Annotated in this window: 16 protein-coding genes, 1 tRNA gene and 1 pseudogene; 8 read left to right on the top strand and 10 right to left on the bottom strand. The window is 57.5% G+C overall.

The genetic code is table 11. From position 1 onward, the window contains the following. Positions 1-112: 112 nt before the first annotated feature. The gene (locus ACVWZJ_RS11005; protein WP_414399977.1) at positions 113-1,516 is read left to right on the top strand and encodes a cobyrinate a,c-diamide synthase; all 1,404 of its coding nucleotides are present in this window, start codon (positions 113-115) and stop codon (positions 1,514-1,516) included. Here ACVWZJ_RS11005 and ACVWZJ_RS11000 read toward each other — a convergent pair. Further along, on the bottom strand, positions 1,513-2,760 hold the full coding sequence (locus tag ACVWZJ_RS11000) for a URC4/urg3 family protein (RefSeq protein WP_457396058.1): 1,248 nt from the start codon (positions 2,758-2,760) through the stop codon (positions 1,513-1,515). The genes ACVWZJ_RS11005 and ACVWZJ_RS11000 overlap by 4 nt on opposite strands. Positions 2,761-3,245: 485 nt before the next feature. Here ACVWZJ_RS11000 and ACVWZJ_RS10995 point away from each other — a divergent pair, with 485 nt between their 5' ends. After that, positions 3,246-3,593, top strand: coding sequence for a DUF1815 family protein (locus ACVWZJ_RS10995; RefSeq protein ID WP_011434143.1), 348 nt, complete (start codon positions 3,246-3,248; stop codon positions 3,591-3,593). 310 nt (positions 3,594-3,903) lie between these two features. On the opposite strand, the gene ACVWZJ_RS10990 is transcribed toward ACVWZJ_RS10995, so the two are convergent. After that, positions 3,904-3,976 (bottom strand) — tRNA-Glu (locus ACVWZJ_RS10990). A 389-nt stretch (positions 3,977-4,365) separates the two neighbouring features. Between ACVWZJ_RS10990 and clpP the strand changes: the two genes are divergently transcribed. The 4 genes from clpP to ACVWZJ_RS10970 all read left to right on the top strand — a co-directional run bounded on the left by clpP (position 4,366) and on the right by ACVWZJ_RS10970 (position 7,716). After that, on the top strand, positions 4,366-4,968 hold the full coding sequence (gene clpP / locus ACVWZJ_RS10985; RefSeq protein ID WP_011434140.1) for an ATP-dependent Clp endopeptidase proteolytic subunit ClpP: 603 nt from the start codon (positions 4,366-4,368) through the stop codon (positions 4,966-4,968). Positions 4,969-5,476: 508 nt separating this feature from the next. Continuing rightward, positions 5,477-6,901: a form I ribulose bisphosphate carboxylase large subunit gene (locus ACVWZJ_RS10980; protein WP_414355962.1), complete on the top strand. Its 1,425-nt coding sequence runs from the start codon at positions 5,477-5,479 to the stop codon at positions 6,899-6,901. Between the two features lie 66 nt (positions 6,902-6,967). Then, on the top strand, positions 6,968-7,375 hold the full coding sequence (gene rcbX, locus ACVWZJ_RS10975) for a RuBisCO chaperone RbcX (RefSeq protein WP_414349604.1): 408 nt from the start codon (positions 6,968-6,970) through the stop codon (positions 7,373-7,375). Between the two features lie 8 nt (positions 7,376-7,383). Further along, positions 7,384-7,716 (top strand): ribulose bisphosphate carboxylase small subunit, encoded by a 333-nt coding sequence (locus ACVWZJ_RS10970; RefSeq protein WP_011434136.1) that lies wholly within the window; start codon positions 7,384-7,386, stop codon positions 7,714-7,716. Positions 7,717-7,901: 185 nt separating this feature from the next. Here the strand turns inward: ACVWZJ_RS10970 and ACVWZJ_RS10965 are convergent, their stop codons facing one another. The 3 genes and pseudogenes from ACVWZJ_RS10965 to ACVWZJ_RS10955 form a co-directional block, all read right to left on the bottom strand. Then, positions 7,902-8,660, bottom strand: a complete 759-nt coding sequence (locus ACVWZJ_RS10965; RefSeq protein ID WP_011434135.1) for a TIGR00297 family protein — start codon at positions 8,658-8,660, stop codon at positions 7,902-7,904. Between the two features lie 94 nt (positions 8,661-8,754). After that, positions 8,755-9,308, bottom strand: a pseudogene (locus ACVWZJ_RS10960) (IS5 family transposase); the annotation flags it as partial. Between the two features lie 98 nt (positions 9,309-9,406). Beyond that, positions 9,407-10,771, bottom strand: coding sequence for a serine/threonine protein kinase (locus ACVWZJ_RS10955; RefSeq protein WP_457396056.1), 1,365 nt, complete (start codon positions 10,769-10,771; stop codon positions 9,407-9,409). A 134-nt stretch (positions 10,772-10,905) separates the two neighbouring features. Here ACVWZJ_RS10955 and ACVWZJ_RS10950 point away from each other — a divergent pair, with 134 nt between their 5' ends. Further along, positions 10,906-12,477, top strand: coding sequence for a photosystem II high light acclimation radical SAM protein (locus ACVWZJ_RS10950; RefSeq protein WP_414343837.1), 1,572 nt, complete (start codon positions 10,906-10,908; stop codon positions 12,475-12,477). A gap of 125 nt (positions 12,478-12,602) precedes the next feature. Here the strand turns inward: ACVWZJ_RS10950 and ACVWZJ_RS10945 are convergent, their stop codons facing one another. The 4 genes from ACVWZJ_RS10945 to ACVWZJ_RS10930 all read right to left on the bottom strand — a co-directional run bounded on the left by ACVWZJ_RS10945 (position 12,603) and on the right by ACVWZJ_RS10930 (position 14,733). Beyond that, the gene (locus tag ACVWZJ_RS10945; protein WP_457396054.1) at positions 12,603-13,298 is read right to left on the bottom strand and encodes a chorismate pyruvate-lyase family protein; all 696 of its coding nucleotides are present in this window, start codon (positions 13,296-13,298) and stop codon (positions 12,603-12,605) included. Positions 13,299-13,430: 132 nt separating this feature from the next. After that, positions 13,431-13,934 carry an AbrB family transcriptional regulator gene (locus ACVWZJ_RS10940; protein ID WP_414330730.1) on the bottom strand — a complete coding sequence of 168 codons (504 nt, stop codon included), beginning with the start codon at positions 13,932-13,934 and terminating at the stop codon, positions 13,431-13,433. Continuing rightward, positions 13,931-14,380: a Fur family transcriptional regulator gene (locus ACVWZJ_RS10935; RefSeq protein ID WP_457396053.1), complete on the bottom strand. Its 450-nt coding sequence runs from the start codon at positions 14,378-14,380 to the stop codon at positions 13,931-13,933. Before ACVWZJ_RS10935 ends, ACVWZJ_RS10940 begins: the two co-directional genes overlap by 4 nt. A 29-nt stretch (positions 14,381-14,409) precedes the next feature. After that, positions 14,410-14,733, bottom strand: a complete 324-nt coding sequence (locus ACVWZJ_RS10930; protein ID WP_011434128.1) for a DUF1825 family protein — start codon at positions 14,731-14,733, stop codon at positions 14,410-14,412. 150 nt (positions 14,734-14,883) lie between these two features. Here ACVWZJ_RS10930 and cobT point away from each other — a divergent pair, with 150 nt between their 5' ends. After that, a complete protein-coding gene (gene cobT / locus ACVWZJ_RS10925; protein WP_041436788.1) occupies positions 14,884-16,011 on the top strand; it encodes a nicotinate mononucleotide-dependent phosphoribosyltransferase CobT in 1,128 nt (375 codons plus the stop codon). On the opposite strand, the gene clpS is transcribed toward cobT, so the two are convergent. Then, positions 15,960-16,265: an ATP-dependent Clp protease adapter ClpS gene (gene clpS, locus ACVWZJ_RS10920; RefSeq protein ID WP_011434126.1), complete on the bottom strand. Its 306-nt coding sequence runs from the start codon at positions 16,263-16,265 to the stop codon at positions 15,960-15,962. The genes cobT and clpS overlap by 52 nt on opposite strands. Between the last annotated feature and the right edge of the window lie 5 nt (positions 16,266-16,270).

Raw genomic sequence — 16,270 nt, 5'->3', positions numbered from 1 at the left:
TCTTCTGCCATTTGTTTTCATCTAAAAAAACCAACTTCATCCTCTTTCCTCTATAAATTATTCTCTCTATCCTAACATAAGATCAACACGACCTAACCCTTGGGCAGGAAAGATGGCCATTCTGCTGGCGGCGGCAGCAAGCGGCAGCGGCAAAACCACCATCACTCTGGCTCTGTTGGCCGCTCTGAGGCGACGGGGCCTGCGCATCCAACCTTTCAAGGTGGGGCCGGATTACATTGATCCTCTGTTTCACACGGCGGTGAGCGGGATCCCCTGTCGCACTTTGGATCCCTTCTTGACCGACGAGGACTTTGTGCAGCGCTGCTTTCGCCACCATTGCCAGGGCAAGGATGGAGCCATTGTGGAGGGGGTAATGGGCCTCTTCGATGGACGAGCGCCGGGATCCCTGCCCCTCCCCGAGGGCGGAACGGAGCCTTTTTTTGCCAGCAGCGCCCATGTGGCCCGCCTGCTCGGGATCCCTGTGGTGCTGGTGATCGATGGCAGCGGCATGGGAACGACGGTGGCCGCTTTGCTCTACGGCTTGAGCCGCTGGGATCCCCGCCTCTCCATTGCTGGGGTGATCTTCAACCGGGTGGCCTCGGAGCGGCATGGACAAATCTTGCAGCAGGCAGCGGCTGCAGCGGGGATCCCAGTCTTGGGCCAGTTTCCCCGGCGGGAGGATTTGCGGTTGCCCAGCCGACACCTGGGGTTGGTGCCTGTCTCAGAACTGGATCACTTCCCCCACTGGCAAGCTGCCTGGGCCGAGCTGGCCGAGCAACACGTCAATTGGGATAGCCTATTGCCCCTCATTCGGAGGCTTCCTCCAGCGGTAGGAGAGCTGTGGCCAGGGATCCCCCCTCTCACCGAAAGGACTCCGCCCCGCCGCTGCGAACAGGTACGGGTGGCGGTGGCCCAAGACCACGCCTTTAACTTCTACTACGCCGACAACTTGGATCTGTTGCGGGCCTGTGGAGCCGAGCTGCTGGAGTATTCCCCCCTCCAGGTGGGGCTATGGCCACCGGAGCCCTGTGACGGCGTGCTGCTGGGGGGAGGGTTCCCGGAATTGTTTGCAGCACCTCTATCTGAGAGAATTAACCAACAACCTCCCCCGCCCACCCACCCACCCCTCTACGCCGAGTGCGGCGGACTGATGGTGCTGGGCCAATCCCTCACCGATTTTCAGGGAAAGACCTACCCGATGGCCGGGCTGTTGCCCATCACAGTAGACATGGCCAACCGGCTATGTTTGGGCTACCGCGCAGCTGCCGTTTTGCGCCCAACCCTGCTGGCGCCAGCCGGGGATCGCCTGCGCGGGCATGAATTTCACCGCTCCCGCAGCACCCCCATCTCCCCCAGCCCAATCTACAGCTGGGGATCCCCCGCCCAGCTTCAACAGGAAGGATGGGCCACCGAGCGTCTTCACGCTTCGTACCTGCATCTGCACTGGGGATCCCGTCCTGATTTGGCCCTGAGATTATTACAGAACTTCTTAAGAATCTCGAAAGGGGATCCCTAAAAAACCGTGCCATCGCTGAGCAGTTGGATGGGGGGAGAAGCATCTGGCCTGAGCTGGGCAGCGATTTGCCGCCCTGCCGTCCAGGTTCCCCCTTGCAGTATTTTCACCAGGGGCAACTCCTGGGCAGAGCAGCCAAGCCTTTCCCGGATTAAGGAGGCAACTTGATCCAGCAAAATCACCGTCAGGGCTCGCCACTCCACAATCACCGTCGAATCTGGGGGATGCGGTTGCTGCCCAATCTCCGGCTGCTTAAGTTGGATCACCCCCAAATCCACAAACAGCCCCCCGTTGCGATACTCCGCCAAACCCGTCAGCTCATCCAAACCCCCGATTGGGATCCCCTCCTGCTGCAACGGCTCCAGCAGAGAATAGGTCATCCACTGCAACAACTTGTGAAAAGGCACCCAATGGCTCCCCGGCTCCGTTTGGGGCAGGTGGGGATAGGGCCAGACATCCCCCAGAGGGATCCCGGCCAGCGAGACTCGCCCAGGCCAAATGGAGCTAAACCCCCTCTGAACTGCCTGGAAGACCTGTGCTGCTTTGATCCCACCGCTGGGATCCTCGGGTTGGATTGCTTCCCACAACCGGCCAGGACGGGGAAGATTGTGACCGGATCCAAAGTAATGAGGTTGAGCCCGCAAAGTTTGTGCCAACCTTTGCAGCAGTTGCCAGCGCCCCTCCAGTCCCAGTAAAGGATTTTCCGGCCCCACCTGGAAAGCTGCTGCCAAATCCGCCAAGGTGATCCGCTCCAGGCCCGCCGCATCCACCTGCAGAGGCTGCTGGGGATCGCTGGAAAACCCACCTCGCCAGAACCAGTCGAAACTGGCCAAGGCCAAACCTTCGGAACGACCCACCACCGTCTGACTTTCTGGATCCCGGTACTTCCAGGCAGAGCCTGCCCCTGCGTCCAGCAACACGCTGACGATGGCCAGATCCCACTTGCATCGCAGCCGCTCCAGCGGATCCATGTCTTTAAGTCGATTTTCCAAACGGGCTAGGCGCTCCCCGGATCCCACTTGAAAATGTTGCCAGCGGCTGTGGAAGGGAATTTCCCCGTTGGGATAATGGGCCCGCATTGTGGTGATCACATAGTCGGCTACGGATCCCAGCCGGTTCAGGTCGAGGCGAAAATGCTCTGATTCACCGGCCAAAACCCTTTCCAATAGCAACTGACAGCGATCCCGAATGGCTTGGGGACTCTGCAAATAAGCCACTCGTTTTTCCAGATCAACAGGTGTCAGCATCAAGCCGTTCCTTCTCAATTGTCCATGCCGAGAATTTTCTCAGCATAATCGGGCGGGAACCCACCTTGATCTGCATTCGTCTGCAAGCCTTGGCCCACTTGACACTCCCGCCGGTCTCTTGTCAAAAGACCGCGTCTTACTTCGCGATCGGTGAGACCCTTGCAAGAGAAAGCTTTGAGGCAACTGTCCTGCTGACACGAGCAGCCCTGAGCCATTTTGAGAAAAGACTGGGCCAAGCACTGGGTGAGGATCCCGATAGATAAGAGCATTGACTCGAGGTAAATTTTGATGTCCCTGTTAAGAGAAGTGTTGAATACTACATTTCACTGAAGTAGACTTCGCCTACTCTGTGGCCTTAACCACTTCCTTGAGGGGTTGTCGATTGTTATGATAGATGTAATCCTAGCCCTAAGCATAAATTACTAGTTAGGTCATTTGCAGCTAGGCTAAGCCCCAAAAGTGCCAATCCGTTAGGGAGGAGTGTGATGTTCACACGGTTGGCGGAACAATACCGCAGCTATGTTCAAGATCTGGTGATGAGTTTGCAGGCTCTGGCCATCGTTTTGGAGAAGCGGGGCTACCCAGCCTCTTGCTACACCTGTGGTACGTCTTTCGAGAGTGCCTCGTTTATGGTCAGTTTACGAGAGGGGCACCTAATCCGCTTTTTGGTTTCCGAATGCTCCATTAGCTGGACAGAAATGCGGGATGACCGGGAGCTTATGAAATTGGAAGGGGCAGAGGCGATTCGCCAACTGCAGGAGCTGGCAGAGCTTATCAAAGATGAGCTGTTGGTCGCCGCCACGCCGGCTGAAGCTCTGGTGGCCAGCACCTGATCCTGGCAGGCCCTAGGTCTGCTCAAACCCAAGCCGTAGCCGATTGGACAACTAAGCCTAACCTTCTAGGCCGCTGCTTTGGAGATTTTTCCCCTGTTGAGGAGTAAGGGTGGAATAGGGATCCCCCTCGACGGAGTGGCAGTTGGCCGGCTGCCCATGCCGCTTGTATGGGGATCCCAGATGACCCGCTCTCCCAGCTTGTATCTGGAGTGGTTTGTGGCGGCAAAGCCTCTCTGAGTAAAGTCTGAGTAAGGTGTCACCGCTGCCAGGGATCCCCTGTTGACGGCTTCATCTTATAACTCTGACCCAATACCCCCAAGGGGATTCGAACCCCTGTCGCATCCGTGAAAGGGATGTGTCCTAGGCCTCTAGACGATGGGGGCACTCGGAAACGAGGCGATCCTAATCCTAAAGAAGGATAAGTAAGCTTGTCAACCTTTTAATCTGCATCCCCAGACCCACGCCCTGCCAAGTTCAGAATCAAGATCCCCAGCAAAGCCAGGCTCAGCAGGCTGGCAATCACAATCGGTTCATCTGGGATCACGTCCATCTTGGCTTCACTTCACCACATCACAAAGAGCCACACCTCAGACCCGTTCCACATCCCAGAAGAAGAGGGATCCCGCCATAACCACCCGTCTCTTTGCTGTTCTAGCCGGCTCACACCCCATTGAGCCCCGTACGGAGGCAGGCCGGTGAGTCGTCCTGAGCAAAGCATCCGTCCGGTGGCTTAGACTACACTAGTAAGGACTGACCCATCGTTTGGACTGGCATGATTCCCACCGTTATTGAGCAATCTGCGCGAGGCGAGCGCGCCTTTGACATTTACTCGCGTCTCTTGCGGGATCGGATCATTTTCTTGGGCACCCAGGTGGACGACGACATTGCTAACCTGATTGTGGCCCAGATGCTCTACTTGGAGTCCGAAGACCCTGAAAAAGACATCTACCTCTACATCAACTCCCCCGGCGGCTCTGTCTATGCTGGCATGGCCATTTACGACACCATGCAGCACATTCAGCCGGATGTCTCCACCATCTGCATTGGTTTGGCTGCCAGCATGGGAGCCTTTCTGCTGGCAGGGGGCACCAAAGGCAAGCGCATTGCCCTTCCCCACGCCCGCATCATGATCCACCAACCCCTTGGTGGAGCTCAGGGGCCAGCTACCGATATTGAAATTCAGGCCAAAGAGATCCTCTTCATCAAAAACAGCCTCAATAGCTTGCTGGCCTACCACACCGGTCAACCTCTAGAGCGCATCGAACGAGATACCGACCGCGACAACTTCATGACCCCAGAACAAGCCAAAGAGTACGGCCTCATCGACCAAGTGATCAGCAAGAGACCCCAGCCAACCCTGGCAGCCGTTTCTTAACCCTCCAGATCCTGTGGGTGGACTTGCTCCGCTCCCTCAAAGAAGGGAGCTTTTGGTTTTGGCCAGGGATTCCACCCAAAGGATATTAAGAAAGCCAAAGAAATCTGTATTCTCAGCGGGAAGCAGGGGGCCTCACTTTAATTAAACTAATCAAACTCATAAAGAAAGTAATGATCAGCCCATTATTGCGGATGGTAGCTTAGGATTAAACCTATATAGAGTTGTGTTTGCCGAGATTCTAGCTTAGGCGCTGTATAAATTCCTTTCCGCTGGGTTCGCAAATCCAGGGAGTCGAAGCTAGTAATTGAAGGCGCTCGAAAAGAAGGGTTTAGGGCTTCCATCCGCCGGGATGAAGAGTGTCTTAAAGCCCAACTTTGGCCTCATGGTTGTGGGGCGGTCTTATTCACGGAAACTCGGCGGTCTCGAGTTTTGGCCCTGAGTTTTTCCTCTTGGTTGCATCCGTGAAGGGCATTTTCTGGTTCTGTAATTCGTTCAGAGGGAGATCAACGTGGCCTACTCAGCAACCCAATCCAAAAGCGGCTATCAAGCCGGGGTGAAGGATTACCGACTCACCTATTACACTCCCGACTACACACCCAAGGATACCGACGTCTTGGCCTGTTTCCGGGTTACTCCTCAGCCGGGTGTTCCTCCCGAAGAGGCGGGGGCGGCTGTGGCGGCTGAGTCTTCGACAGGCACTTGGACAACGGTATGGACCGATTTGCTGACCGACTTGGATCGGTACAAGGGCCGCTGCTATGACATCGAGCCGGTTCCCGGCGAAGACAACCAGTACTTCTGCTTCGTCGCCTATCCGCTGGATCTGTTCGAGGAAGGCTCGGTGACCAACATGCTCACCTCGATTGTGGGCAACGTTTTTGGCTTTAAGGCCCTAAAGGCGCTGCGGCTGGAAGATGTGCGGATCCCGGTGGCCTACCTGAAAACCTTCCAGGGCCCTCCCCACGGCATTCAGGTGGAGCGGGACAAATTGAATAAGTATGGCCGTCCGCTGCTGGGCTGCACCATCAAGCCCAAGTTGGGCCTTTCTGCCAAAAACTACGGGCGGGCCGTGTATGAAGCTCTGCGGGGCGGCTTGGACTTCACCAAAGATGACGAAAACATCAACTCCCAGCCCTTCCAGCGCTGGCGAGATCGCTATCTGTTCGTGATGGAGGCTGTCCACAAGGCCCAAGCGGAAACCGGCGAGATCAAGGGCCACTACTTGAACGTAACGGCGCCCACCTGTGAAGAGATGTTCAAGCGGGCCGAGTTTGCCAAGGAGTTGGGCGCTCCCATCATCATGCACGACTACTTGACAGCCGGCTTTACTGCCAACACCAGCCTGGCCAAGTGGTGCCGGGATAACGGCATTCTGTTGCACATTCACCGTGCCATGCACGCGGTGATCGACCGGCAGAAGAACCATGGCATCCACTTCCGGGTGTTGGCCAAGTGTTTGCGCATGTCCGGTGGCGACCACCTGCACGCCGGTACGGTGGTAGGCAAGCTGGAAGGCGACCGCGCCATCACGATGGGCTTTGTGGATCTCATGCGGGAAAACTACGTAGAGGCCGATCGCTCCCGCGGCATTTTCTTCACCCAAGATTGGGCTTCCATGCCAGGGGTGATGCCAGTGGCTTCCGGTGGGATCCACGTTTGGCACATGCCGGCGCTGGTGGAAATCTTCGGCGACGACTCGGTGCTGCAGTTTGGCGGCGGAACCTTGGGACACCCCTGGGGCAACGCGCCGGGCGCAACCGCCAACCGGGTGGCCTTGGAGGCTTGTATCCAAGCTCGTAACGAAGGTCGAGATCTGGCCCGCGAAGGCAACGACATTATCCGGGAAGCAGCCAAGTGGTCGCCAGAGCTGGCGGCTGCCTGCGAGCTGTGGAAGGAAATCAAGTTCGAGTTCAAGGCCGTCGACACCCTCTAGAGATCTGCTGGGGGCAGGGGATCCCCACGGTTCTCTTGCCCTACTGGCTCCCTCCCTGGATCGGCAATGGATCTGAAACAGATCGCCAAAGACACCGCCAAGACCTTGATCAGCTACCTGACTTATCAGGCGATGCGCACGGTGCTGGCTCAACTGAGCGAAACAGATCCCCCCAGGGCTCTTTGGCTACAGCAGTTCTCCGCTCGGCAAAACCTTCAGGATGGGGAAGCCTACCTGCGGGCTTTGCTGGCTGAGCGTCCTGAGTTGGCCTATCGCATCATGACCGTTCGTGAACACATTGCTGCGGAGGTGGTCGATTACCTGCCGGAGATGGCCAAAGCCGGCATCCAGCAAGCCAACATGGAGCACCGCCGCAATCATCTAGAACGGATCACCTCAGCAACAGGATCCCTACCCGTTACCCACCCGGAAGCGGGATCCCCCCCACAAAACCCTAGACCCGAAACGGAGTGATACCCATCATGCAAACCTTACCAAAAGAGCGCCGCTACGAAACCCTCTCCTATCTGCCGCCGCTGACGGATCTGCAGATCATCAAGCAGGTGCAGTACATCTTGGATCAGGGCTACATCCCGGCCATAGAGTTCAACGAATCGTCTGAACCAACGGTTCGCTATTGGACGCTGTGGAAGCTGCCCCTGTTCAGCGCCACTTCTCCCCAGGAGGTGCTCAGCGAAGTGCAGGCTTGCCGCAGCGCCTACCCCAACTGTTTCATTCGCGTGGTGGGGTTCGACAACATTAAGCAGTGCCAGGTGCTCAGCTTCCTGGTCTACAAGCCCAGCGGCCTGCGCTGAGAGAGGTTCAGAGTTTTGACCAGCTTGGGGGAGAGAGCTTCTGGAGCGTCTCTCTCCTTTTTCTTATGCGAGGGGATCCAACGGGAGCCTTCCCGATTGCAGGGCAACAGTTTGTCCCGTGTTGGCGTTAGCGGCGCAGTTGCTCTGGGCCAGAGTTGGGCAACTGTCCCGAAGCAACCCTGTTCTCAGGATCCGATCCCCAAAAGCGCTCCCAACCCCACGGCCAGGAGAGCGGCCAAGGTTGTTTGAATGCCGTTCACCACTTCATTGCTCATCCAGGCCAAACGGGGTTGTAACACCACTCCCATCCAGCTTTCCGCCAGGGTGGCCAGGATCCCGGCCAGCCAGCAGATGACCAACCAGAATGGGCTGCCCCCTACCCATTCCCCGCCAATCCCCCAGGCCAACCCGGCCATCCCTGCCGCTGCCGCCACTCCCGCCAGGGATCCCTCTAGGCTCACGGCTCCTTCTGTGCCCGCCGGCACGGACTGGAAGGTGGTGATCAAAAAGGTCTTGCGGCCATAGGCTTTCCCCACCTCGCTGCTGACGGTATCGGCCAATTTCGCTGCAAAGCTGGCGCTGTATCCCAACCACCACAGGGGATGCGGGAAGAAAGCGTATCCTAGCGCACATACTGCCCCGGTTAAAGCGGATCCCCAGACGTTCTCCGGCCCTCGCGCCCCCTCTCGCTTTTCGGCGATCCCCTGCGCCTGCTTGCGCCGGATCCCCAGTTTGGTTACGGCTGTTCCCACTAAAAAATAGGCAGCTACCACCGCGTAGCCCCGCCCCCCCAGCCCCCCCCACACCAGCAGGCCCAGCAGGCCCGCGTGGATGACCCCTGCTCGCGTCAAAGCCTTCTGAGGGCTCAGCAGACCCAGCACCACCAGAGCCAGGTTGAGCCAGAGTGCCACCCCCCACTGACTCAGAAGCCACGCCTGCCACATATACCCTTAAACTTTAGCCACAGCAATTTGGCCAGATAATTCTCAGCACAAGCACCAATATAGCAATCCGTGTTAAATCGCAAAAAAATCTTTTATCGACTAAATGCCTCTCCCTGTAAACGTGCCGGTCAAATCTCCCACCACCCTCCTATTCCTCTTAGAAGGAATCAGCACCCGGCCTTCCCTTGTCTATCCTCTCCCTGAATTCCTGAGAATCTTATCCCCTATCACCTTCGTATGCTCTTCTTGCCAACTCTCTGGTAATGCCTCTGCTTGGGTAATATCCTGCTTTGCCCTGCTGTGATTCTAAACACTAACGGCTTCCCCAAACCATCCACACTCACATGGATCTGAGTGCTGTATCCACCTCGACTCCTCCCCAAAGCTTGCTCCCCTTTTTTTGCGGCTGCCCAGGGGTGAGCACGAACGACAGTTGAGTCAAGGATAAGATGCTCTAAGTCAGGGTCTTTCCCAAACTCCCAAGCAACTCCAGCGATGGAATCTCTGGTGTATCATTTTCCATATCTTTTTGGGAGGTAGCGCCACGGGGATCCAGAGCGAGCTATTACAGCAGGCCTTGGATAAACTGTTTGCATCCTGCCTCTTTGCCGATGTGGATCTGGATTCTGTTTTCAGGAAAGCTATAATTTTTTGCTATTTTATTTGCTGTGATCTGCAGCAAGATAACTCATCAGACCTTACCCAAAAACTGTCCTTATCATAACTAAATGCAAAAAACCTAACGACTACACCTTTCGCCGTTCAACTGGGATCTTCAGCCAACGGCTTAGTTCCGAGGCCAACCACTCCAGCTCTGGCTCCTGCAAAGGGATCCCCGCTCCCAACTCGTATTTGCGGTTGCCCGCCCAGATGTTCAACTGTGGGCTTTGGCATGGGATCAGCTCTAGCCGGTCAATATCCCATCGCCGACTGGGGGGAACTCTGCGAAAGCGCAGGCCAAACACCTCGTGAACCAGGCGAATGTATTTTGTGTCGATCCGTAGGTGGACTTTGCCGAATAGACCGTAGAGGATCACGCCCACCATCACCAACCCCACCGTCCAGAAGGGCAGGATGAATAGGCCAAACAACAGATTGCCCGGAAAAGGCGCATGCCCAACCGATATGATCGTGAAAAAGGTGGTGAAGGAGTTCCAAGCGATGGCGAAAGGCAGCAACACCAAAACACCGATTTGCCGGACCGGGATCACCACCTGAAAGGTCTGTTCAGACTTGTGCAGTTGAATCCGGCTGCCTGCTGGCTGTCGAGTAGGGACTGCTGCTGCGTCTGAGGGAATCAAGGCGGGACGACGATCCAAATGCTCCAGCGCCTCCAGGGCCTGCCGGGCGGAAGCGGGACGATCTGCCGCCAAAGGTTCCGTCATCCACCGCAGCCAGTCGCGAAAGGGCGGGCTCAGGTGCACCGCTTGCTCGAACACAATCCGGGCTCCCTCCTGGGGCAGATCCGCCGGGTGTTGGCCGGTGAGCAGGTGGATTAGGGTGGCACCTAAGCTGTAGAGATCGGAAGCGGGCACGGTTCTGCCGCCAAATTGCTCTAGGGGCATGTAGCCGTAGCTCCCCACCACGGTGTAGGATCCCTGCTCCCGTGGAGCAGCCGCCTGAACCGAGCCAAAATCCACTAGGTACACCTGCTGGTCGGATCCCAAGAGAATGTTGCTGGGCTTGAGATCTCGGTGAATGACGGGGGGATGGAGTTCGTGCAGGTAGACGAGAATGCGCAGCAGCTTTTGCGCCAGCTCCCGCACCTCCGGCTCGGCAAAGCGCCGCCCTTGCTCCATCCACTCCTGTAGCGAGGGGGCGTCGATGTAGGTTTGCACCAGGGCTAGGCCCCGTCCTCCCTCTAGGCTGATCTCGAAGTGGTCGCGGTATTCAGGAATGGCCGGATGGGAGAGGGTCTGCAGGATCTGGGCTTCCCGCTCGAACAGCTTCAGGTCGGCCCAATCAAAGTCTGGCCCGAAGAGCAGCAGCTTGATCACCACCTGTTCCGAGGTGAGCAAATCCTGAGCCAGATAGGTATGTCTGCCGCTGCGCTTGCTCAATCGCCGCTCTGGCCGATAGCGACTGTGCCAAATTGGGCCCTCTGGAGTCATACCCTCTCCTCAGGTCCGACCCTGCTGGTTGCTTCAACTTTAGCTTATCTTTGTCCCTTCTGGATCCCTGCCGCCGCGCCCCTCAAAAAGCGATTAGAGTGAGTGAAGAGATGTAAAGTAAGCTCTCAGGTTATATGGCCTCGAACCTGAAGATTCAAAAAATCCTCTATGTGCGGCTGCCCTGCAATCCCATTTTTCCCATTGGGGTGGTTTATTTGGCCGATCATGTCCACAAGCTGTTCCCCCAAGTTGAGCAGCGCATCTTCGATATGGGCACCTTCCCGCCCTTGGATTTTCGCCGCCGCATGCTGGAGCAAATCGATCAGTTTCAGCCGGATTTGCTGGTTTTCTCTTGGCGAGATATTCAAGTCTATGCGCCGGTGAACGGGCGGGCCGGCAACCTGTTGCAACACTCTTTTGAGTTTTTCTACGCCCGCAACCCCCTGAAAAAATTGCGGGGATCCCTGAATAGCCTCAGGCTGGTGCTGGCCTACTATGGCGAGATTTGGCGCAACACCCGGCTGGTCTGGCAGGGGATCCGCAGAGCCAGGCGCTACAAACCTCACGCTGAAGCGGTGTTGGGGGGTGGGGCAGTCAGCGTCTTCTACGAACAATTGGGCCGCTACCTGCCCCAAGGCACCATCATCTCGGTGGGGGAAGGAGAAACGCTGCTGGAAAAAGTCATCCAAGGGCAAAGCCTAGCCACAGAGCGCTGCTATCGGGCCAAGCTGGAGCAACCTCGCCCAGGTTTGATCCACGAGCCGCCTCAACCTCTGCAAAAAACCGCCTGTGATTACACCTACATCACCGCCATTTGGCCGGAAATTGACTACTACTTAGAAGGGGGCGACTTTTACATTGGGGTACAAACCAAGCGCGGCTGCCCCCACAACTGCTGCTACTGCATCTACACCGTCATCGAAGGCAAGCAGGTGCGCCTCAACCCTGTGGATGAGGTGATCCGAGAAATGATGCAGTTGTACGAGCGAGGAGTGCGAAACTTTTGGTTTACTGACGCCCAGTTTATCCCTGCCCGCCGCTACATTGAGGATGCGGAGGAATTGCTGCAGAAAATCCTTGATGCCGGCATGACCGATATTCGCTGGGCTGCCTATATTCGGGCCGACAACCTCACCCCAAAGCTGGCCGAGCTCATGGTGAAAACTGGCATGAGCTACTTCGAGATCGGCATCACCAGCGGATCCCAGGAACTGGTGCGCAAAATGCGCATGGGCTATAACCTGCGCACGGTACTGGAGAGCTGCCGCTACCTCAAACAGGCAGGGTTCAACGATCTGGTTTCGGTCAATTACTCCTTTAATGTCATCGACGAGCGACCGGAAACCATTCGGCAAACAGTACGGTACCATCGCGAGCTGGAAGCCATCTTTGGTCGCGACAAAGTTGAGCCGGCCATCTTCTTCATCGGCCTGCAACCCCACACTCATCTAGAAGATTTTGCCCGCAAAATCGGTGTTATCGACGACCGCTTTAACCCCATGCACATGACTCCTTGGACGGCGCGCAAACTGCTCTGGAACCCAGAACCCCTGGGATCCTTTTTTGGGGAAGTGTGTCTGGAAGCCTGGGATCGCAACCCCCATGATTTTGGCCGCGAGGTGATGGATATCCTGGAGCGTCGTCTTGGCCTGGCAGAGTTGGAAGAAGCCCTGAGCGCGCCTCTAACAGGGGTTTACGTGTCTTAGCTCTTGGGCCAGCAGCCTCTCTAACCTTAGGAGGACTATCAGCGCATCTCCGCCAGCGCCCAATTGGATCCGCAGGTGGCAGCCGCCATCACCGCAGCCGTGCGCCGTTGGAGGTCTCCGTCGCGCTAGCGGGACAGGGCCCTTGCGGCCAGCCGTGGAGAAAACACCTCGTAGATGACGGTCAAAGGCTGGCCCCTGTGCAACAAAAGATAATGCCTAGCCCAGAAGGGACCGGGACACTGCAGCAGCCGGGCAACCGGGTCTGCCTCGCCGTGGTAAAGGCCGCGCAGCTCGCGAAAGGTCTCCAGTTTTTCTTGGATCAGATTTTGGCCAATGGGCCGATCGGGATGGGGCAAGTATTGGGCCAAATGTTCAGAGTTCCACCAAGAGGTGGCATAGAGCAAGGGCTGTTGAGAGGTTGCCCCGCACAGCCAAACCCGCCGCCGCATCAAAGGGGATCCCAGCCGCCCCAAATCTCTGGCCAGCTGTTGCATGGACTTGGGGGCAGTGCCCTGCTCTGCCTGTAAATCAACCCGGCCCGTGTCCAGCAGATGAGCCTGAATCGGCTCTTGGATCAAGGCAGCAAGATTACGGGTGGTAAAGCCATCCCCCAAAAGCAGCAAGCGCAGCACGGGATCCACCTGCACCAGCTCAGGCTGTACCGGGTCTGGCTCCCCCTGCCAATGCAGCTGTAGAGGCCACCAATCGCCTTGGCCAGAGGAGACATTCCCCAAAGAGCCATCTGCAGAACAGAGAGTAGCGCTCCAAGGGGATCCGGCAGCGTCGGCATGGCAGGTGAGTGGAGAAGGGGAAAGTTCCAAGGCAGCGGTTCAGTTGTTAAGTTCTGTATCGCCCTTAGTCTAACCCACCCACCATCTCTGCTCCGAGGACTTTCGTGACATACTCCGGCACTCATGCTGATGCACAGAGGGCGGGGCTTCCCGGCGGTCTAGCTAACTCGTGCCCGGCTGAACGAGCAGTCGCACCACCCAGGGGACGACCACGACGACACTGATCAGGCGTGCCAAGTGCATGACCACCACTGTGCTGGTTTGGGCTCCCATGTCCAGGGCTATCAGGCTCATGTCGGAAATGCCTCCTGGAGCTGTGCCCAAGATGGCAGTCAAGCGCTCGATCCCCAGCCAACGGGAGATCAGGTACCCCGACAAGACCCCCGTGCCCACCGCAATCACTGTACAGAGCAGGGCTGGTCGCCACAGATCTTTCAGGGCCAGAAGCGTATCGGCAGTGAGCTTAGTACCCAAAAGAATGCCCAACACCACCTGCATGGCAAAACGGATCCCGGCTGGGGGAGCGGGAATTGGGATCGCCCCCCAGACATTCACCAGACCCACCGCCACCATGGAGCCCACCAGCGCTCCTGCCGGAAGCCTCAGCTTGACCCCGATCAGGGCGCCAGCCAGCCCGATCAACACCGTCCAGAGATAGCTCATCATTTGGGCTTAGCTTTGAGAAAAGAGGAACGCCGTGAGTCCGGGCTTGGCCCAACTCCTCCACGGCACTGGGCACAGACGCCGTAGAAGTCAAGCACATGGTACTCGATCGCAAATTGGTATCGGCTGGAAAGCTGTGCCTCCAAATCTTCCACCGGACAATCGGGCAAAGGCACCACCCGCCGACATTCGGTGCAGATCAGGTGATGGCGGTTGTGGCCATTGCTGGGCAGAACCTGGTAGTAGGTCTGCTGGTCTCCCAAGTTGACCGCCTGCAGCTTGCCCTCATTGCGCAGAGCATCCAAAACTCGGTAAACCGTGGCCAGACCGACGGTGTGGTTGGCATTGCGCAACTCCAAAAAGATCTCTTGCGCCGAAAGGGGTTGTGAACGATGCTCTAGCACCTCCAGAATCAATTTCTGGTTGCGGGTCTGGCGGGAAGAAGACATGATCCCTTCGTGTAGGTCGTTCTTGGGGGTCAACGCTCAGCGTCTGCCTCAGCTTTCATGCGCTCTAGGGTCTGGTGCATTTGGTCAAACATTTGGGTCAGGGAGAGCCCAAACCCCCCAAGCTGAGTTTGCAGTTGTTTGATGGTCATTTGAGCCATAAAGTCGTCGGAGAGTTCCAGCCGCTTCATGAAAATGCGCTGGCGCTCCAGCAACTCCTCCATCTGTTCGATGAAGATTTTTTTGCCTTCCCGGTCGAATTGGCCGTACCGTTGACCAAGCTGCATCAGGTTTTGGAAATCCTGAAACAGTTGCTTGGCTTCCTCTTGGACGATCTCAGAGTCGAAGAAGCTCATGGCCTTCCGTTTGCCCTGAATAAACTGCATTGGGTATACCCATCCTATCCGAATCCGATTGCCTCAGCAGGAGGCAACCCCTCCTGCGAGTACGGGATCCCGCCCTTCTGGCTCAGGATAGACTCTGGCTTGTTTGCCTCGGTGTCCGGTATGCTTCCGTTTCCTTGCGTTAAGGCTTACACTCAGCCGGCTGTGGCCCGGCGGTGGTGCGAACGGGTGCAGGGATCCCGACCTCTGTTTCTGGCCTGCTTGGGGTTTACCGAAACGGCTCTTGTTCCGGGCATTTCGGCTGCCGGCGCTACCCCCTCCTTGCGTCGCTACACAGCTCTTGCCGATGGGGAAGTGTTGCTAGCGGGCCATTCTCACCGCTTGCCCACCTCTCCGGATGGCTATCCTTCCCCAGTGGTGATCAGCTGCGCCATCCTGAGGGAGTTGGGGATCCCGTGCCGAGTGTTCGATTGTGGCTTGCCGGAACCTTTGCCGGGGGCAGAAATGGTGAGCTCTGGGGGAGTGGCCCGCTGCTTGAGCACAGGACAGGCTCTGTCTTTGGAGCAGGTGGGATCCCTTTGGCAAGAAGGGTACGACCGCGGATCCCGGCTGGAGCAAGGCTACTGTGTGATTGGGGAGTGTGTGGCAGGGGGCACCACCACGGCGCTGGCGGTGTTGTTGGGACTGGGGTGGGCAGCAGAGGGCATGGTAAACAGCAGCCACCCGGTCTGCAACCACGCCCAAAAGCTGGCCTTGGCCCGGCAGGGATTGGCCCGTCTGCCAAGGGGAGCTTCTGCTGCTGAGGTGGTGGCGGCAGTGGGGGATCCCATGCAGCCCTTTGTGGCCGGGTTGGCGATGGGCGCAGCGCAACGGGGAGCGGTGCTGCTGGCAGGGGGAACCCAAATGTTGGCGGTGCTGGCCTTGATGCAGCGCTGGGGGGAAGAGCAGGGGATCCCTTGGCCCCCGGAGAACGTGGTTGTGGGAACTACCCGCTGGGTGGCAGAGGATCCCTCGGGCAATACGGTGGCCTTGGCAGAGTTGTTGGGGGTTGCTCCCCTTTTGGCCACCCAACTGAGCTTTGCCAATAGCCGCTATTTGCCTCTACAGGCTTACGAGCGGGGCTATGTCAAGGAAGGGGTGGGGGCGGGTGGGCTGGCCATTGCCAGCAGCCTTTACGCCGGTTGGGGCCAAGCGGAGCTGTTGGCAGCAGTTGAGCGCAGCTACGAACGCCTGGTGCTTCAGGCCGGCTCCAAGGGGGCCATGGTCAACCCCTCCCGCAGCAATTGCTGATGGTAGAGCTCCGCCTGTTCTTGAGGGCCGACCCAAACAACTGCTTGCCCTTCGGCATCCACCTGCACGGTCAGTTGCCGCGCTAGGGGCAAAGTCATGCCGGGGATGTATTTCAGCAGACATTCCGTAACGTGCTGAAAGGTATTGAAATCGTCATCCAAGACGATCACCTTGAAGTGGGGGTAGGGCTGGCGAACCTGGGTTCTCGAGGGCGAGAACTGCTGAGCAGGTCGAGTTGGAGCTTCCGTAGTCATAGCAG

This window comes from Thermostichus sp. OS-CIW-29 (genome assembly GCF_054058195.1).
This window is presented reverse-complemented; position numbering and strand designations above follow the sequence as displayed.